The sequence below is a fragment of the Cytobacillus sp. Bva_UNVM-123 genome, assembly GCF_046351715.2.
In the GTDB taxonomy this organism is placed as follows: domain Bacteria; phylum Bacillota; class Bacilli; order Bacillales; family Cytobacillaceae; genus Cytobacillus.
In genome coordinates, this window is sequence record NZ_CM177772.1 from 3998111 (window position 1) to 4017504 (window position 19394).

Genomic DNA, 19394 nt, shown 5'->3' on the forward strand with positions numbered 1-19394 from the left:
TTTTTCACGTAACTGCCTTATCTTTCATTTTCTTCATCCGAATTCTTCGTTCGTCTAGTAAAAATAGAGAAACTCCCGCAATCACTATACCTCCTCCAATGAGTTGAGTCCATGTAATCGATTCTTGCAATAGAAAATAGGCTAAAAAGGCTGCCCCTACTGGCTCGAAAAGGATTGCCATTGAAATGGTTGAAGTGCTTAAATATTTTAAAGACCAATTAAATAATGTATGCCCTAGTAAAGTTGGTACTAATGCAAGTAGAATGAAGTAAACCCAGTCATTCGTTTCATATGGAAATAGCGGCTCTTGTTTCATAAGCACATAGATTAGAAGTGTTACTGTACTTATACTATAAACGACAAAAGTATACGTAATTAAAGACAGCCTTTGCCGAACGGTTTGGCCAAACATGAAATTTGCTGTAATTAAGGCACAGGCTATTAAGGCCAATATATCCCCATATAAGGCAGAACCACTAATTCTAAAATCACCCCAGCTAATGATGATGCTTCCAACAATAGCAGTTATTCCACTTAAAATGGCTTTCCATGAGAACTTTTCCTTGAAAAATAGATACGTTCCGATAAAAGCAAACAACGGTTGAAGTGTGACAAGCACGGTTGAGCTCGCCACAGATGTGTAGTTTAATGACTCAAACCATAAAATGAAGTGGAAAGCGAGAAATACCCCTGCTATTATTGAAAACACCCAGTCTCGTCTAGTAATAAGACGGAGCTCTGGAACATATTTTAGTAAAAATATCGGCAGCATAAATAAGACTGAAAAAAACAAGCGATAAAAAGCAATGACTCCAGATGGAGCTGTCGATACTTTAACAAGAATGGCTGACGTTGACACCGAAATAACGCCAATAATGAGAAGTACATAAGGATTTATTTTTGTGTCTGACATATATGATTCTCCTATTTCTTAATTTCTATATTTCAAAGTATATCTCATATTTTTACTTTGTTAAGCAGTTAATGAAATCTTTTTATTAATAGAATAGCATTCTAAATAAATATAAAAAAGAGGGATAGTATGAACCATCTAGAGTTAGAAGTCTTGATGAAGCTAGGAATTTCTGCCATTCTTGGACTAGTCATTGGGATTGAACGTGAATTAAGAAGAAAACCTGTCGGATTGAAGACAAGCTTAGTCATTGCCATCGTCAGCTGCCTCTTGACGATCGTTTCAATAAAATCAGCCTACGTATTCCCAGGAAAAGAAGGGGTTCAAATTACGATGGATCCGTTGCGTTTAGCGGCGCAAATTGTTTCCGGAATCGGATTTTTAGGAGCTGGGGTTATTTTACGAAGAGGAAATGATAGCATATCTGGATTAACAACAGCTGCATTAATTTGGGGAGCTGCCGGAATTGGAATTGCAGTTGGTGCAGGCTTCTATATTGAAGCAATGACTGGGGTGGCACTACTCATCATTAGCGTTGAAGTCATTCCTATGTTTATTAAATTAGTCGGTCCGAGACAATTACGTGAGAGGGAAGTTACCCTTCAACTAAAAGTTAGCAGTAAAGAAAACATCGAAGACATCCTCTCAGCTGTAAAAGATTTGAAAATATCCATCATACGTGTACGAATAAAAGATATCGAAGAGCAAAAGTATCTCATCCAACTTATCGTTACAACAAGCCATAAGAAAAGTATTACCGATATTTATTACAGCGTATCCGAGTTGAGTGGCGTGCGGAGTGTTGAAATAGAAAGTATGCAATAGTCCTCTTGCCAAATTCCAATGTTGCCGATATAATCATTGTTGTACCAACCAATTGGGGGATTAGCTCAGCTGGGAGAGCGCTACGCTGGCAGCGTAGAGGTCAGGGGTTCGAGCCCCCTATTCTCCATAAAGGAAACCCTTGCGTAGCAAGGGTTTTTCTTGTTTTTCATTCTCCCTATTTCTTGTTAAAACGTGAAGTGTGCACAAAGTGTACACCTTTAGTATACTAAAGCGTTAGAAAGCAACTTATTTGTACATTATTTTACCGAATTAATTAACTCACCTGTGTATCCTTGGAATAAAGTTTGATTAAAATACCTCACAAACCCGTATTTTACGATATATTTGACAATCCCTTTTGAAAAAAGAATAATCAAAAGGGATTGTTATTCAACAGATTAAAGTTTGATTTTTTAAAAAAGTTTGATCATTTTCTACTTATGTTGTTCAACAATCGCGCCCTATCGTATTATTAGGTCAGCCAGAAAATATTTCTGGTTGACCATTTTTTATATCGATATATGATAACGGTAGCCGGGGTAGAACGTTCGCGCCCGTGGGGCTAAGACCCCGTCCGCAAAACAGTTCGCCCCCTACTTGTAGAAACATGTTTGAGGCTGGTTGGGACAATGATCTCGTATAACAAGCGAAGCTATGACACTACAAGAAGGATTAGGGGTACCGGTAATTATATTTGGAGGAGGAAGTTTATAATGAATCCAGTCATTGGTCTGGATGTGGCAAAAGGTGAAAGTCAGATTCAAGCATACTTGGAGAGAAAGAAACCCTACAAAAAAAGTTTCAAAGTAAAACATGATCTTGATGGGTTAGCTAGTTTATTAGATTTTATTAAAGAGATAGAAGATATTTCAGGAGAACGTCCCCCTCTTGTAATGGAATCAACGGGTCATTATCATACACCGGTTGTTCAATATTTTGAGGACAAAGGCTATTTAATTATTATTGTAAATCCACTCATCTCCTATAAAGCAAAAAGTTCTAGTTTGCGAAAGGTAAAAACAGATATCATTGATGCCAATCACCTCTGCGAGCTGTATTATAAAGAGGATTTAGAGCCTTATAAAAAGCGTGGTATCCAACTTATGAACTTACGTCATCTTACGAGACAGCACGATAATATCACAGGCATGTTTGTACAAACCAAACTACAATTTCAAGCAGTTTTGGATCAAGTTTTTCCTGGATATAGTAAGGTTTTTGGAGATTTATATTCGGACGTTTCTTTAAAGACATTACAAGCATTTCCTACTTCAGAAGATGTCTTGAAAGGTGATACTGAAACATTAACAACTAAAATAAAAGAATTCTGTAATACTCGTTCACTACAATGGGCAAACAAACAGGCTGAAAAGCTAATGACTGCCGCAGCTCAAAACCCTTTTCAGAAGGTTTTATACTCTAGTCTTGCCCTGAGCTTAGATATGTTTATTAATATGCTCTTTGAATACAAAAAACATCTATCCATGCTTGAAAATGAGATAGATGTTTTAGCAAAAAGTATTGAAGAATCTAAGATTATCCGATCAATTCCCGGTATCGGTGAAAAAATCGCAGCCACGATTATTTCTGAAGTTGGGGAAATTGAAAGGTTTAATCATCCTAAGAAACTAGTCGCATTTGCCGGTCTTGATCCAAGTGTCTTTGAATCTGGCACATTCAAAGGTACTTACAATCGAATTACCAAAAGAGGCTCTAGCAGACTACGTCAAGCTTTGTATATGGCTGTTAAATGTGCTATTCGTGACTGTCGCAAACAGAAAACAACGGATGAAATCCTTCCTCGTAATAAGAGATTACGAGCGTTTTATGATAAAAAACGGGAAGAAGGAAAACCTTTTAGAGTAGCTGTGATAGCTTGTGCAAACAAACTCCTACATTGGATTTATGCACTTTTAAAAAGCAAAACTTCTTTCCAAGATTTAGCTTGATTTAACAATTTAACCGAGTTAACCGGAACTTTCCAAACACAGTATTTGGACGGTTATTTGGTATACACGAATTTAGTATAACATGATATTTTTAATTTTTTTATTAAAAAATGTTGACAACTATTGGCTGGTTTTGATGAAGATCTTTATTGAACTAAAGCCCCCAATAGTTAAATAAGAAATTATTATTTTCCACGATTATTATTTAAAACTTTATAAATGAGAATAATAACTAAAATACACAATATTGAAAAAATAAAAATCTTAATAATTCCCTGTTGTCCACCAAAAAATCCATCAAAAGCACTTCTTACTTCATATTCCCCTTCTCTATACGCCTTTATATATCGACCATCAGATTCTTCAATAGCTATTGCTTCGTCTGTGTTAATACCTTTGATTGAATAATACTTAGTACCCTTTTTAAAAGTATTAGAGAAATTACCAGAATAAGATTCCATATCTGAGTATTTAGTGACTTGACCAATTTCGCTATCAATTTCGGTTACATACTCATCGCTTACTACATAAATATAACCTTGCCATACTACAAATTGAAAAGCCCAAGAAGTTGCAAGTAGCTTACTTGGTAAAAAAAAAGTGATTAAAATAAATAATACTGCAATCGAAAGTAAATTTTTATTTCTCATACAAGTCCCCCTTTCTTCAATTTGACGTTTAGTATTTTGTATAAGTTTCAATAGCTGTCTTATTGAACAGTTCTGCCCCGTTAGCACAAGAAGCAATTGTTATTGTTTAGCAATCGCCCCCGTTAGTAGAATATATTCCCTTATTTCCAATCAATGTATCTTGCGTCTCCACCAAATAATTCATCAGCTATCAAATTACCATCTTTATCAAAAGCTCTAATAGTCCATGTATCCTCTGAATATTCGTCAGTGACAAAAAGTACATAGTTATCCTTTACTTCTTTTAAATAATATTCGTCAATGTTTTCTCTTACACCATCAAGGGTTAATTCGTATTTATCCGATGGCATTACACCTTCCATATGGTTTCCCAGTGCAATATACTCGATGTTAGAATTTTTTGCTGTTTTTATAGCAACTAAAAAATCATCCTCATCGCCAATTCCAGTGGCTTGAAATGGTTTGCCTTCTTCTACCATACCCTCCCATGCACCACCATCATACCGATACAAAAAGCCAAACTTTTTTTCTAATTTTGCCACCCCGAATGTATTATGAGTATTATCTTCAAATAATACTGCTTTTGCATAATTACCAATATCACTTGAATGAATCATTTTAACATCGCCTGGTACTGCATTTATCTCTTTAAAGTGCAATCCTGATAAAATACCGATTAAAAATAAACCTAAAATTAAAATGACACCAAATAAAACTTTTTTCATTTAATTCACCTCTCACAACTTGAATTTTACCATAGATAGCCAATATTCTTCTTGCACTAACCTGCCCCTTTAGCTTAAGTACGTCTTTTCACAATCTTCATTTCTCTTAATAAGCGTTATTCAACAATCTCCCTCAATAATGAATGTAAAATCTAACGATTTCTCCTGTTTTCTTAGATTTTCATAGTAGTCTTGTTTCAAAGGTTATCTTCTGTGTGGATAGAGATGGATTTTGAGGATAAAATTGGACATTTGAAGAAAAAAGACTCACAGCTTAATAAACCAATCTTTTACATAAATTGGTTCATTAGTGAAAATATGATAGCACTGGTGGATGTCCACATATCTCATGGAGGTCAACCCTCCCATGCCTCACAGAGTCTTTGCTCTCAAATTCCTTCGTCCAACCTTTCCATGAGGTGGATGTCAGTTACGCTGGCCCACAGGGTCCTTGCCCGAAGTATTGTTGCTTTACTGACTAATCCGTGCTTCAAATGTACCTAAACCTTGAGTACCTAACTACTTACTACTTAATCTATTCTAAAACATTATCAACCGGCTATTTTTACATTCTCTGATACTGCCATATGAGGAATATCCGTTAACATCCTTGCTTCACTAAATTCAAATTGTTTTTTACCTATGGCAAAGAATATACGTATGAGCTTATTACACAAAGCGATCAGAGATTGCATCTTTTTCAATGGGTTGTCAGGTCGTTGTGTATAATAGGTATGAAGTGCTTTAAAAGCTGAATTCTTCGCAACGAGTATCATACAGACTCTGAACAGCAGAGCACGAAGTTTCTTTCTACCTCGCTTCGTAATCCTTGTTTGTCCCTTATGCTTTCCAGACGTATTTTCCTTAAGACTTAACCCAGCGAGCTTAATGATTTGCCTAGGATGGGAGTACTCATTTAGATCTCCGACTTCTGCAAAAAAGCCTGCGACAGTATCTCTTCCGATTCCCTTGATGGCAAGCATCTGTTGAACACCGGGTATTTGATCAATTAATGCATCTATTTTGGTATCCAATTCTTCGAATTTAGACTGGATTAACTCATATTTAGCTATCAATGTTTGTAATTCTAATTTCGCCATATCTGCCCCTTGACGAATACCAATAGATTCACGGGCTGCTTGTTTTAAATCCTGAATCTTACTTATCCCTACACTGCGTTTAACAGCTTTTCTTAAGTGATTTAATAGATCCTGATCAGAGAAATGTACAAGTTCATGTGGTAATACATTTAACTTCAAAAATTGTAAAGCTGCTTTACCTTCCCAATTCTTAAAAACCGTTAAAAATTCAGGGAAATATCGGTCAATCCAGTTATGCATTTGACCTTGTACAATTTGTTGGTCAACAGTTAAGAGATCACGAATTTTCTTAGCCACACGGAGTTCTGCATAAATACCTTGTGGAATAGTTGGTTCAGCATATCTCCCGTCCTTAACCAATTGCGCAATAACTCTAGCATCTTTTATATCGTTTTTAGTTGGTGAATTATCATCTAATTCCTTACTTTTCTTAACGTGTAATGGATTAACTAACACAAATTTAATCGTATGTTCCCTAAGAATATAAGCTAAATTAAGCCAATAATGACCTGTCGGCTCCATACCGACAATTACTTGATTCATCATTTGAGCTTTCATAAGTCGTGAGATCCAATTAAGAAAATGACAAAATCCATCTTTTGTATTTTCAAAGTAACAAGGTGAGCCAAACTCTAACCCTCTAAAATCTTGAGCTCTGGCTACATGTTTGTATTTTGCAATATCTACTCCGATAATAAGTGTTTTAGAAGTAATTTGAGCGATTTTCTTGTTTTGGTTATAATTCATGATAGGCCTCCTGGTCATGATAGATTTTGCCCATTTCGCTGGCCAGCTTCAGGACATTCTAATCATACCAAGAGGTCTTTTTGATACTCAAATCTCATTTTCCTTCAATACAGGAATGCTGGCCCGATTGTGGAATAAGAAAAAATCCAGCTTTGACACAGGATTTTTAGTCAAACTTTATTATTATTTATCAATCTTTATTTTAAATTATCGAACTATGTATTAAATGATAAATCTTTTTAAAAAACGACAACCTTACTCCCGCATCATCTTTCAATTGAAGAATCTTTAAAAAACTCGTTTTCAAATCGAATGGCAGCCTCTATTTGTAAATCCTCATTTACATGTGAATACAAATCTAATGTTACCGCAACTCGTGAATGTCCTAATCGCTCTTGAACAACTTTAGGATTTATTCCGTTAATCATTAACTGAGTGGCATGTAAGTGCCTTAAATCATGAATTGTTATCTTTGGCAATCCTGATTGATTAATTAGACGATTGAAATCTCTTAAAAGATTTCTTGGATCCTTAAAGCCCCCTTCAAACGTAGAAAAAACCATTCCTTGATCATTATACGTTTCTTTAAAATTCTTTTTATGATTTGATTGCTCTTCTTTGTGTTGTAGAAGTTTATTTAATAAATATGCCGATATGGATATTTGACGTTTAGAGCTTTGTGTTTTTACATCTTTTAAAAACAAGCCCTTTTCTATAGTTTTTGCTAATGATCTTACTACCCTTATTTTCCCCTTCTGAAAATCAATATCTTCCCACTTCAACCCTAGAGCTTCTCCTCTTCTCATTCCTGTGAAGATAATCAATTCAAAAATTGGATCTATATTTTGGGATCCCAGTAATTTCAAGAACTGCTTAGTTTGTTCTATCGTCCAAAGGTTTATTTCCTTTACTTCAATTTTTGGGGGAGTCGCGTCTAAAGCTGGATTAATCTTTATTAAAGACCATTTAATCGCCTGACCGAAGGCACGTCTCATTAAATTATGAAATTCCCTTACAGTCTTAGCTGATAGTCCTAATTCTATTTTTTGGTTGTAAAATTCATCAAGTTTTTTCGTTGTAATCATTTGTAATGGGGTTTTTCCAAAGTATGGGATCACATGTTTTTCAATATAAAACCAGCGCGTTTCCGCTGTAGTTTCTGCTACTGACATTTTATAAGAATTATTAAACCACTCCTCAATATATGTCGAAAACAGTACGTTATTTTGTTTCACGTAAGTCCCATCGTTTATTTCACATAACGCTTTGTTAAGATATTCCTGAGCATCCTTCTTTGTTTTAAATCCTCCTTTATACTTTTGTTCCCTCTTTCCTCCTACACCTATGTCATATCTAACAGCATAAATCTTACCTCTTTTAAAGATAGAGCCTTTCATTTTTCTTTTGCCTCCCATCCATTTCTTAAACTTTTAGATAAAAGGATGCCCTATAAATAGATTTGGGAAACAATAAATCAAAAAACTTCATGCTATATCCAAAAAGTTTATCGCTTTTTACACAATTCTCTTTTCTATTTCATAATTATCCTATTTACTCTAAATAAAATAAGTTCAATCAAAAATTTTAATAATGTACATTAAATGTGCAATTAATAAAAATTAATGGTATGTGGCAAAATAAATTTATACTTCTGCTAGAAAAGAATTGATTACTCTTATAATTAAAAACACAAATTAGTTTCCTCAATTCCATCAAAAATCAACTATAATATTTCTCATAAAGCGAAAGCTTTTTTGTAACAATTTTACGCTCTTTTCACCATCTATATTAGTTATACTTTTTGATCACAAAGAACTTTACAATTGAGCATATTTTATGGATTCTAATATCATCTCTGTTTCAAAAAGCAATCGTTAATCCCAATAAACTTAGTGTTCACTCATTTTCAGCATTTTGAAGTAAGAAAGAGTTCATTTCTACTTGACGGTCACTAAAGTCCATATTAGGGTGAGTATTGCAGACAGAATGAGCCAGTTGTGCAGAGTTTTGAGCCACTATTTGCGGACAATCGAGCCAGTAAGTGCGGAGTCGGGAGCCAATGGTAGTAAAGTATAAGCAGCTATTGGAAACGTAGAAGTCTCCAATAGCTTTAGTTTATCTTATTTAAAGCGTTTCCCGTCAAGGTGTTTATCAATGATCTCAAGAGCCCAGCGAACGAGTTCATCATGATCGAATTTATCTTCATCCAGCCAGATACATGGAGGTAATAGCTTTGCTTCCACACTCCTCATTATGTCATCAGGTAAATGCCTATGAAAGAAATACATTGCTATACGGAGTTCTACTTCTTCAGGAATCATTGAGATACCGTCAATCCGTGACGTTCTCTCATTGAAACTTCCCCGTCAACTAGTATTTTGTACGAATCGTGCACAATACGGTCCAAAATCGCATCAGCTATCTGTGCCTGTCCTAACTTAGAATGCCACCCTTCCGGTGAAAATTGGGAACAGAATATTGTAGATGTTCGCTTTAATCTTGCTTCAATAATTTCTAACACATGAAGCACATGTTCCTCTGAAAGTTCGGTTAATAACCACTCATCAAGTATCAATAAATCAATCTTTTTATATTTTTGGATTAGCTTTCGGAAACTGCCATCAGCTTCATATTTCGCAACAGCTAATTCATCAAGTAATTCAGGTAATCTTATATACTTTACTTTGTAAAACTGTCGACACGCTTGAATTCCAAAGGCATTCGCTATCCATGTTTTTCCGTTTCCTGAAGCCGCCATTAAAATGATGTTATGATGATTCTGGATGTAATTCCCCGTTGCTAATTCTAAGATTAAATTCTTATCTAACTTACGGTCTGGATGGTATTCTATATCTTCGATAGCTGCGGTTGGATCATTAAACGTAGCTTGTTTAATCAAACGTTCCAATTTATTTGTCTTGCGGCGGTCATACTCGTAATCTACCAATAGATTGAAACGATCATCAAAGTCCATGTTGTTATATTCCTTGTTTTGACTTTGTTGCTGATATAACTCTGCCATTGCTCCCATTCTCATTTCAGTTAATTTACGTAACGTTTCTTCGTTCATCATTTACTATCCGTCCCAAAGTATTTAGCCCCACGTACAAACCCATAATCCTCATTTTGAGTTTGGTAGTTTTCTATGTCTCTCTTCTTGTTCTTTCGTTGCTTTTTCTTCCGATCAAGTATGCTTTTTAAAACTGAAATCGTTGGATTTGTTGATATCTCAAGTAATGTTTGTGTTGCTTGTTCTAATTCATCCGTTGTATACTTTGTTGATAAATTCCTTAATGTACTCAGGACATTTAACGCTTTCTTTTCTATATTATTTCTCAAAATATAAGAGACAAATTCTGTCATATATGGTCCTACTGACTCAGCCCACTTCTTGTTGTTTTCTGGATTATGTTCTAGATATAATCGATGGTTATCAGGCATATGATCCGTATTCGTAGAATATTGACCAATTTCTCCATTTAATCGTTTATGGGATGCAATTCTTGTTTCTTTGAAGTAAACTTCAATTAGATCCGTAGTCAGTCGAACATCGACAGATTCACGGACATAGTCATATGGAACGGAATAATACATTCGTTCAACTTGGATGTGGTAGTTCAGTTGAACCTTTGCTATTTTCCATTCAGTAAGCTTGTATCTTGTTTGAGGGAGAGCTTGAAGATAGGATTTTTCTTCTTCCTCGAACACCTTTTTTCTTGAGCCCGGACGCTTTTGGAAATCGAGCGTATTAAGATCCTCCAATTTTCTAAAAATCTGTTGATTTAAGTCCTCAAGATGAAAACACTGATAGTCTCTTAAAGAAGCAATAATCTGTCTTGAAACATGCCCAACTGAACCCTCGACACTTGGTTTATCCTTTGGTTTACGAACACGACTTGGAACGACAACTGTACGGTAGTAATCAGCAAGTTCACGATAGGCTTCATTTAAAAGAGGTTCACTTCTAAGAGCCTTTGTCACCCCGGTCTTTAAATTATCTGGAACTAAGACTTCAGGAACACCTCCAAAATATTCAAATGCATGAATATGAGCTGTCAGCCAGTTTGCGGACTTCATATCTAAGAATGCCTCGACATAACTCAATTGACTATAAGGCAAGGTAGCTACAAATACATACGCAGATAAAATCTCCCCAGTAGAACGATCTTTAATTTCCAGAGTGGAACCAGCCCAATCTACTTCCATAATTTCACCTGGTTTTCGCCGAATAGGCATAGTAAGCTTATACTTTTTGGCATACTTTCCGTAGTTCTCGGTAAAAGTACGATAAGCATAAGGTATCTTGCCACCTTCACGAGCTTCATCTGCATATTCTTTATGCAATAAGGTTAAAGTGATATTCTTTTTTTGAAGTTCCTTATGAACTTTCTCCCAATCCACTGGAAAGTAACCTTTCTCGATAGCTTGTTTCTCTGGGAAAAGAAACGATTCCAGCCACGGATTGGTCATGATGTCGTCCAAACTTTCTAAGCCAAGTTTCTTGGCTTTACGAACGACATTGGAGACTGTATTTCTTGAATGTCCAGTACTTGAACTTATTGTTCTTTGACTGACATTCTCAAAATACAGTTCCAGAATCTTACGATAATTAATCATAAAAAAGCCTCCTGTATAATAGAGTCATGTTCATTGGCATGCAGAGGTAGCGTCAGGAAAATGCGGATTTACAACATTAAAGAAATCTCAATATTAAAAGCCTAAATTCTCATTATGAAATTACTGAGAATTTAGGCCTTTCATTGCTTCATTATTGCCACCCTTTAATGGAATAAAGAATAATTATTTGTTTGCAATAGCTCCCGTATAGCAGCTGTTTCATAATTCCTCATTAATATTATGTTTCAGTTTTTCACTTTGAATAAACGCTTTTAATTTGTTTAGGTAATTCCTCTAACTGAACCTCCTGCCAGTATGTAACACCACGAAAAGGTGCCACATACAATTCTAAATATGCGCCTTCTTGTAATTGTTTGCTACTGGTAAAAGTAAGAGTCTTTTTTTCTCCTTTTTCATCAAAGGCATCTAAGTTATATTCATATCGCTGATTATCACCTAATTTTATTTCATCATTAACGACCATAGTATAATAAAGAGTTTTCCCTTCCGGATTTTCTGGGGTCAGCTTATTAGGATTATAAAAGAAGATGGAAAACGCTACGACAATCAACAGTATTAGGCCAATTATTCCAAACAAAACTTTTTTCATGCTAACACTTCCTTTTATTTGTTTAAGCTACTACATCCTTCTTTCTCATCCACTGAATTGCTACTAAGCTAATGACAATTAGGTAGAGTAGATTCATTATCAAGAATAATAAATAATCATTTTGGGATGAAAAACCCGATTGACTGAGTACACCCATTCCTATAGTCAAAAGAGAATGGGGAAAAAACATTCCTAAATCCATTACGTACATTCCTAAACCCAAAAAAGTAGTACATAAACCGATACCGATGGGAACAGCGAAACTACGAAAACGCATTGAAAGGGCCAACTGTAAAGCGCTAATTGTAAGGCTAGCTATCCATCCCTGTATTAACCATTTAAATAATTCATTAGGAAGTGCAGAGGTCAGCCCTACCAACTTTCCCCCAAGAAGATACAAAAGAAAAAACGAACCTTGAACAAAAATGAGCATTACACTGACAACAAACAATTTAGAAAGAAAAATACTTGCTACAGATACTGGTGCGGTCATGATCATGTTCCAGTTTTTATTTAAATGCTCTAATCTCCACATATACGCACAGCAAATGGCAATAAGTATGGGAAAGAAAAATTCCCCATAAAATAATCCAACTTGTGACCAGAGGCTATACCATTCTTTCCCTAAAACACCTTGATTCAAATAAAAGTTGGCACTTCCAATTAATACACTTATAATCGGAAGAATTATCAGAATCACCCATATGCGTGAATGTTTTAGTTTCAACCACTCAGCAGAAATACATCGTATTAACATTGTCACCCCTCCTTATAACTCTTGCCTTGAAATATGGTTGCTACCAGCTAAATAGATAATAATCCCAGCTATAACCAGCACCTCAATTGAAGGCAATAATGTATTTAAATCCTGTATAATAAATTGCATTTTTTCATTTACATAGTTTTGCTTAACGGGGCTTAACCCTGTGTAATAGGACCAAATGAAAAATCTTCGAATTCCTAACGGAAATAAATCAGCTGCCATGCCGATAAATCCCCCAATCATACCAAGAGATAAAGCGAAAGCTTGATTTTTAACCGCCATTGATACCCATTGTTGCAGTGCAATAATGATCATGGTGGTCAAAACTGTTCCCATAAGGAATTGTATAAGCAGGGTTAATGGTATAGGTTGTTCAAAACCTTTAATAATACCAAATATACTGATAGAAAAAACTTGCAATAAAATTACCCACAACATGACAATACTTGCACAAATATACTTTGCTGCATAGAGTTGCCCCCGTTTCACAGAAACTGTCAGCAATAGTTTCCATGTATTCCCCTTATGCTCCATATCACAGATACGAGATACACATATTGCTGAAAGAATAGGTAAAAACAAGCCGTTCATAGAGGTCAGCATCATAATAAGCTGTTCCCAACTAGCATTCTCTGGATTACGGGAAATTGACATACTAGTTGCCATGAACGCCCACATTATTTCTACAAGCAAAAATAATGTAATCATCAAAAAAATATGCTTATGACGTAATTTGTAGAATTCGAGGCCTATCAGTTTCATTACAGGCTACGCTCCTTTCCTGTAATCTCTAGGAAAATACTCTCTAGGTTCTTTTTATGATCTTCAATACGAAGTACTCCTATATTGGCCTCAACTAAATCTCTATTTACTTGTTCTATCTGTTCATCTTTCAAGTTTTCAAACACCAAAGAATCACCACGTTGTAACGGGAAGAAGCCTTTAGTAGAAAGTAGTTCTTGTGCCAACATATTATTACGAGTTTTTATCATAATGGTTGGATGACTCTTGTTTTTTAATTCATCCATGCTACCTTGAAATAGCATTTTACCATCGTTAATAATGCCTACTGATGTTGCAATCTGTTCAATTTCTGAAAGGAGGTGACTAGAGATAAGTACCGTTATTCCATAGCGCTGGGGTAAAGATTTAATCAGCTCCCTAATTTCACCAATACCAGCAGGGTCAAGACCATTTGTAGGTTCGTCTAGTATTAAAAGCTTTGGTAAAGATAATAACGCCATAGCAATCCCTAATCGCTGTTTCATGCCTAGTGAATATTGACTTACCTTTTTATCCTTTTGGTTTTCTAATCGAACGATTTTTAATGCTTCTGATATATTCCTATCTGGAACTCCCCGCAGTCTTTGTATAATTCGCATATTTTCAAGCCCAGATAGATGTCCATAATAAGACGGAGATTCAATAAGAGAACCAGTTTGGCCTAAAATAAGACGGCGATTTGCATCAAAATCCTTTCCAAAGACCTTTACTTTGCCATCAGTTGGTCGTGTTAATCCTAATATCATTTTTAATGTGGTAGATTTTCCTGCTCCGTTTGGTCCAAGAAATCCAAAAATATCCCCTTCACCTACAGATAAATTTACATCCTTCACACGATATGTATTACCATATCGTTTGGAAAGATTGTGGGTAGTAACTATTTGACTCATATTCTCATCCTCCAATTTGTTTCATCAATGTTCTTTATATACAATATAAAAAGTTAACCTTTCGTCAGGCTGAAATTGACCTTACGCTAACCTTAAATCATAATTAATGACCAGATTATAAGGATGAAGGAAGAAAAGAGTAATATATAATTATATTGGGTGATATTAATTGGATAATATAAAAAATAAAAAGTTACTTATCGTAGACGATGAGCATGAAATAAGGAATATGGTGGATGGATTCTTACGTAAGGAAGGATTTGATCGCATTTATCAGGCCTCCAATTGTGTGGAGGCTATAGAAGTTTGCCAATCTGTAAAACCGGATTTAGCTATTTTAGATGTAATGCTCCCTGATGGCGACGGATTTTCCCTTCTATCTTCCTTACGTCAATCATCAAATATGCCTGTCCTTTTTTTAACGGCAAGAGGTGAAGACGAAGATCGATTATTAGGTCTTGGACTTGGTGCTGATGATTATATTGTTAAACCTTTTTTACCACGCGAACTAGTTCTCCGCCTAACGGCAATCTTGAGAAGGGTCTATTCACCACCAAAGCCGGAACAATATCCTGTTTTTCAGTTAGGGAACCGCGTGATTAATCTAGAAAGTGGTACGGTTCGTAGTGACATTAATGAGATTTCTTTGACAGCAAAGGAACATGCATTACTGTTAAAACTTTTTGAAAATCGAAATCGAATCGTTACCAGCGATGCACTTTGTCAGGCAGCATGGGGGGATGATTATTATGGTTATGAAAATACACTGATGGTACACATCCGCCGTATCCGTGAAAAAATTGAAGTAAATCCTTCTAAAACTGAATATTTACTGACTATTCGGGGGTTAGGATATAAATTAATGGTTAAGGGAGGCGAATAATGGAAGGTTCATTACGTATTTTAAAGCGCTTTATTGGTGCAACTATGATAATTTCCGCCTTTTTATTGGTTTTAAATTTTATCTTGTTAGGCGTTTGGATACTTAATGGCATGAACGAAGGGAATTCTCCTGCCACAGTTGTTCAAAAAGTAGCAGAGGGGTTACACCATTCATCTGATAGCTATTCTCTAGATTCAACACCTACAAAATTACTGGAACAGAATCATGCATGGGCCATGCTAATTGACGATACCGGACAAGTGGGATGGAAATATCAACTTCCTGATGAGCTTCCCGAAACCTATTCATTGACAGATGTAGCCAAGTTTACCCAAAGGTACTTAATGGATTACCCTGTTTTTGTATGGGAACATAGTGAAGGAATAGTAGTTGTAGGGTATCCAAAAGGGAGCTTGGCAAAATATCAGCATATCCTTCTTACAAATTGGGTCTCATCTTTACCGTTAAGGATAGCTTCTTTACTTATTATTAATATAGGTTTGGCTTTACTTTTATCACTTCTCATTGGTTATAAACTGATTCGCTCTATCCGTCCACTAACTCAAGGAATACAAGCTCTTGGTGAGGATAGAGAGGTATTTATAGAGCCAAAAGGCATATTAGCCGACCTTGCACAAAACGTAAATCGTGTTGCAACTTTACTTCGTAAGAAAAATGTTAGTTTAAAAGAACGGGATGAAGCACGTTCCAACTGGATAGCCGGGATTTCACATGACATTCGAACCCCACTTTCTATGGTACTTGGTTATGCAAGTGACTTGGAGGAAAATAGCGATATCCCTTCAGAACAAAGAAGACAAGCTAGTATTATTCGGCGACAAGCAGAGAATTTACGATCTCTTGTAAGTGATTTAAACCTTGTCTCAATGCTTGAATATGAAATGCATCCTCTTAACAAAAAGCCAATCCGCCTTTCCGCACTTGCAAGACAAGTTGCATCCGAATTTTTAAATAACGGGTTAGATGAACGTTTCACAATAGAAGTTGGAATTTTAGATGAAAGGGTTCAAATCGATGGCGATGAGCGATTATTAAAGCGTGCCATTAGTAATCTAATACAAAACAGTATTAATCATAATCCTGATGGATGTATAATAATTTTACAAACGACCTTTAATGAAAGTAATAGGACCTGTATTTTTATCATAGAGGATAACGGTAATGGAATCCCTCAAAGTGAAATTCCTAATCTATTGGAATTACCCTTTTCTTCTAAAAGAAAGCGTGCTAGCCACAATGGACATGGTTTAGGCTTACCAATGGTTGCAAGAATCGCAAAGGCCCATCAAGGATATTTAATTTTAACAAGTGATGTCGGTAAAGGGGTGCGTGCAGAACTTGTATTGCCTTCCGTAAGTATCAATTAAATGAAAGTATGTTTTTGCATGGAAAACAAGGCTTTACATACAAATTAGCATAATATCTTGTATATAAGGCCTTTTCATACAATGTTTAACATCTTTTCTACCGTGATATCAAAATTCCCACCCTAATAAATAGCCAATCTTCTGAAAGGGGTAAAATGGTCCTTTAATGGAGGTAATCCGTTGTCGCATACGAATAAGATCTCTCTCTAATTGGTTAACACCAGCCGTTTGTAATTAAGAATTGGCTGTATGGATTGGATTATCTTCTGATAAATCTAGCCATGTATCTTTTAGTGATTTTAAACTTGCCTTTTTACCTCTTATATTATCAATTAATTCAAATAAATCCTGTGTACTACGGGTGATCCAAGTTAAGTCTGTCACATAAATAATGTCGCCTTCCTGTGAATCCTTTAACATTTTTTGTGGTTGCTCACAATCCTTTGTTGCTCCATTTCTATAGCTGGCTCTCTAGTCTGCAGAAAGTGGCTCTTTCTTCCGCAATCACTGGCTCAAAACTCCGCACTTGTGGCTCAATTCATCTGCAATAATCATTTTAGGCATAGTTTTACTACATTAATGTCAGAATCAGGGTCATCTATTACATCAATCATGCAGCTCATTAATCACTCTAATCTATATTCAACAAGTATTTATATAAAATCTAACTATACAAGAAATCAAAACATCAAAGTGACTCAAAACGATATCTTATTTAAAAAGCTGAATGAAATGAATCTTATTTAATGAAACTAAAATTAGCAGGATGACTAAAGAAATGCCACTAGAAACATTGAAGATCAAATGAAAAATATCTATAGAATTAATGTTTCTCTCACTATGATAAGTAAGATAACTGATAAGATTATGCCTCCGAACGTAAAAGATTTCTATACGAATAATTCACTCCTAAACCAAAAATACCAAAACACTAATGACGGGGGTAGACCCTAAAATTTCTTTTGAAAAAAGAGAAGAGGCTGGAACAAAAGGTTTTCAGTCAATGAAAAAACCGAACTATTATTTGAAACTCTAATTAAGAGCTTCGGAATAGTTCGGTTTTTATTGTTTTTCACGTGTTCAGTAACGTATATTTTTCGGCTTTAAAAGTGGATAATTTAGTTATGTCCCAGCCCCATTCCTCATTTCTACTAAATCACTATCAAATTATATCCTTACTCTACTATATTCTGAGTAGGTAAGCCTGCTATGAATTAGAATTAGATTTCATCACTCCAGTAACTATCTGTGATACCAACTATAGCCGGCGTACTAGAATTTTAAACTTTCAGTGCTTAGAATAAGTAGAACTCATTAAATCTTCTTTCATATCCAAGTTTTTTTGAGCAGAATAAGAGGCGTAAATGAAGAAATAGGCCATCGCAATTATGATGAGTAAAAATCCAAGAGCAATTATCCAGTAGCCTGGTCCAAAGAAACTAGGTGTTACAATAATATAGACCAGTGCTCCAAGGAAACATAATATTACACCGGCACACAATAATATGTTTGCAATTCTTCCCTTCTCTGCACTTAGCCAATGTTGTATCAAAATCATTACTACCATTAATGCAGGAAAAAGAAAGAAGCCAAGATCTAGGTGAACAAACGTATACACTTTAATATTAGTAATAAGTCCTCCTTCTTTATAATCGTCCATATTAAATTGAATAAATAAGCCCATGCAACCTACGATTAAAGCTATATTCTAGACAAACGTAGTAAACTCGCAGCCTTAGATGACTATTTCTTTAGGAGAAAATGAAGTGAGTAGATAAATCCATAGCACTATCCTCTATTTCATTCAGATAATACATATACCATAAAATGCTGATTATTTCGGATAAAAACTCGCTGTAAGCAAAAAAAAAATTCCTTTTCTTAATATCAACCTAAAAATCTCTTTGACATTGACCTTACTTGAGAAAGATAGGTATCTTCACAAAATAAATTGTTTGTAGAAGAGAAACAAAAATTACAATATTTTCAGGTAAAAAATGGAGCTATTCTCGGTTTACAATTTGATTGAACGCCATTAAAACACCTACAGAAATCGTTTAATAGAATGGAAGATTTTACTAAAACTGCAACAAAAATAAAGTTCATTGAAAATGATGATAATGGTACAGCAATTGAATGTATTAATTTATCATATGGTTACAATGATGGCTATGTCATATCAAATTAGAATTTAAGAATTGAAAAAGAAAGTAAGACAGCAATTATTGGGGGCAGTGGCTCAGGCAAATCAACATTATTATTTTTCTTATCCCTTCTAGTCTTTTTTAATGCAGACAAACTAAAACCCGCTGCCGAGTGTTATACTCAGGAGCGGGTTTGCATTTCATTATTTAAGAGTTTGCGATTTTTCTAGATCTCTTTATTGTAGTAACTAAACAAACCAAGAGTTATAGAAAAATAAACAATTTAATGAGAAAAGGATTTTTTGCAGTAATAATGTGACTTGTCGTACTCAAAATTTAATATATACACTCTTTTTCTAGAGACCTTATATCATTACCACATTAATTTCTTTTTTTAGTCTGCCTTT

19 protein-coding genes, 1 tRNA gene and 1 pseudogene are annotated in these 19394 nt (G+C 35.1%); 7 read left to right on the forward strand and 14 right to left on the reverse strand.

Annotated elements, in window-relative coordinates:
- Positions 1 to 4 precede the first annotated feature (4 nt).
- Positions 5 to 913 (reverse strand): DMT family transporter, encoded by a 909-nt coding sequence (locus KDN24_RS20600; protein ID WP_491348140.1) that lies wholly within the window; start codon positions 911 to 913, stop codon positions 5 to 7.
- 129 nt (positions 914 to 1042) lie between these two features.
- On the opposite strand from KDN24_RS20600, the gene KDN24_RS20605 reads away from it, so the two are divergent.
- The 3 genes from KDN24_RS20605 (at position 1043) to KDN24_RS20615 (ending at position 3687) form a co-directional block, all read left to right on the forward strand.
- Positions 1043 to 1738 carry an MgtC/SapB family protein gene (locus tag KDN24_RS20605; RefSeq protein WP_491348141.1) on the forward strand — a complete coding sequence of 232 codons (696 nt, stop codon included), beginning with the start codon at positions 1043 to 1045 and terminating at the stop codon, positions 1736 to 1738.
- Between the two features lie 54 nt (positions 1739 to 1792).
- A tRNA-Ala gene (locus KDN24_RS20610) sits at positions 1793 to 1865 on the forward strand.
- A gap of 586 nt (positions 1866 to 2451) precedes the next feature.
- Positions 2452 to 3687 carry an IS110 family RNA-guided transposase gene (locus KDN24_RS20615; RefSeq protein ID WP_491348142.1) on the forward strand — a complete coding sequence of 412 codons (1236 nt, stop codon included), beginning with the start codon at positions 2452 to 2454 and terminating at the stop codon, positions 3685 to 3687.
- A 185-nt stretch (positions 3688 to 3872) separates the two neighbouring features.
- On the opposite strand, the gene KDN24_RS20620 is transcribed toward KDN24_RS20615, so the two are convergent.
- The 11 genes from KDN24_RS20620 to KDN24_RS20670 form a co-directional block, all read right to left on the reverse strand.
- Positions 3873 to 4337, reverse strand: a complete 465-nt coding sequence (locus tag KDN24_RS20620) for a hypothetical protein (protein WP_409970620.1) — start codon at positions 4335 to 4337, stop codon at positions 3873 to 3875.
- Positions 4338 to 4477: 140 nt separating this feature from the next.
- Positions 4478 to 5062, reverse strand: a complete 585-nt coding sequence (locus tag KDN24_RS20625) for a hypothetical protein (RefSeq protein WP_409970619.1) — start codon at positions 5060 to 5062, stop codon at positions 4478 to 4480.
- A 551-nt stretch (positions 5063 to 5613) separates the two neighbouring features.
- Positions 5614 to 6909 carry an IS110 family RNA-guided transposase gene (locus KDN24_RS20630; protein WP_409970618.1) on the reverse strand — a complete coding sequence of 432 codons (1296 nt, stop codon included), beginning with the start codon at positions 6907 to 6909 and terminating at the stop codon, positions 5614 to 5616.
- Positions 6910 to 7175: 266 nt separating this feature from the next.
- Entirely contained in the window at positions 7176 to 8306 is a 1131-nt protein-coding gene (locus KDN24_RS20635) for a site-specific integrase (protein WP_409970617.1), read from the reverse strand.
- Positions 8307 to 9029: 723 nt separating this feature from the next.
- Positions 9030 to 9230: a hypothetical protein gene (locus tag KDN24_RS20640; RefSeq protein WP_409970616.1), complete on the reverse strand. Its 201-nt coding sequence runs from the start codon at positions 9228 to 9230 to the stop codon at positions 9030 to 9032.
- Positions 9227 to 9982, reverse strand: a complete 756-nt coding sequence (gene istB, locus KDN24_RS20645) for an IS21-like element helper ATPase IstB (protein WP_409970615.1) — start codon at positions 9980 to 9982, stop codon at positions 9227 to 9229. The genes KDN24_RS20640 and istB overlap by 4 nt, the downstream gene beginning before the upstream one ends.
- Positions 9979 to 11526: an IS21 family transposase gene (gene istA / locus KDN24_RS20650; protein WP_409970614.1), complete on the reverse strand. Its 1548-nt coding sequence runs from the start codon at positions 11524 to 11526 to the stop codon at positions 9979 to 9981. The genes istB and istA overlap by 4 nt, the downstream gene beginning before the upstream one ends.
- 253 nt (positions 11527 to 11779) lie before the next feature.
- Complete coding sequence (locus KDN24_RS20655; protein ID WP_409970613.1) at positions 11780 to 12136, reverse strand: YxeA family protein; 357 nt, start codon at positions 12134 to 12136, stop codon at positions 11780 to 11782.
- 22 nt (positions 12137 to 12158) lie between these two features.
- Complete coding sequence (locus KDN24_RS20660; protein ID WP_409970612.1) at positions 12159 to 12893, reverse strand: ABC transporter permease; 735 nt, start codon at positions 12891 to 12893, stop codon at positions 12159 to 12161.
- Between the two features lie 12 nt (positions 12894 to 12905).
- Positions 12906 to 13661, reverse strand: coding sequence for an ABC transporter permease (locus KDN24_RS20665; RefSeq protein ID WP_409970611.1), 756 nt, complete (start codon positions 13659 to 13661; stop codon positions 12906 to 12908).
- A complete protein-coding gene (locus KDN24_RS20670; RefSeq protein ID WP_409970610.1) occupies positions 13661 to 14572 on the reverse strand; it encodes an ABC transporter ATP-binding protein in 912 nt (303 codons plus the stop codon). Before KDN24_RS20670 ends, KDN24_RS20665 begins: the two co-directional genes overlap by 1 nt.
- Positions 14573 to 14741: 169 nt before the next feature.
- Between KDN24_RS20670 and KDN24_RS20675 the strand changes: the two genes are divergently transcribed.
- Positions 14742 to 15455, forward strand: a complete 714-nt coding sequence (locus KDN24_RS20675) for a response regulator transcription factor (RefSeq protein ID WP_409970609.1) — start codon at positions 14742 to 14744, stop codon at positions 15453 to 15455.
- The gene (locus KDN24_RS20680; protein WP_409970608.1) at positions 15455 to 16843 is read left to right on the forward strand and encodes a sensor histidine kinase; all 1389 of its coding nucleotides are present in this window, start codon (positions 15455 to 15457) and stop codon (positions 16841 to 16843) included. The genes KDN24_RS20675 and KDN24_RS20680 overlap by 1 nt, the downstream gene beginning before the upstream one ends.
- Before the next feature lie 177 nt (positions 16844 to 17020).
- Here the strand turns inward: KDN24_RS20680 and KDN24_RS20685 are convergent.
- Positions 17021 to 17299, reverse strand: a pseudogene (locus KDN24_RS20685) (recombinase family protein); the annotation flags it as partial.
- Positions 17300 to 17422: 123 nt separating this feature from the next.
- Here KDN24_RS20685 and KDN24_RS20690 point away from each other — a divergent pair.
- Positions 17423 to 17590: a hypothetical protein gene (locus KDN24_RS20690; RefSeq protein ID WP_491348143.1), complete on the forward strand. Its 168-nt coding sequence runs from the start codon at positions 17423 to 17425 to the stop codon at positions 17588 to 17590.
- A 541-nt stretch (positions 17591 to 18131) separates the two neighbouring features.
- Here KDN24_RS20690 and KDN24_RS20695 read toward each other — a convergent pair.
- Complete coding sequence (locus tag KDN24_RS20695) at positions 18132 to 18527, reverse strand: hypothetical protein (protein WP_409970607.1); 396 nt, start codon at positions 18525 to 18527, stop codon at positions 18132 to 18134.
- Between the two features lie 540 nt (positions 18528 to 19067).
- On the opposite strand from KDN24_RS20695, the gene KDN24_RS20700 reads away from it, so the two are divergent.
- Positions 19068 to 19217, forward strand: a complete 150-nt coding sequence (locus tag KDN24_RS20700) for a hypothetical protein (protein WP_491348497.1) — start codon at positions 19068 to 19070, stop codon at positions 19215 to 19217.
- Positions 19218 to 19394 lie beyond the last annotated feature (177 nt).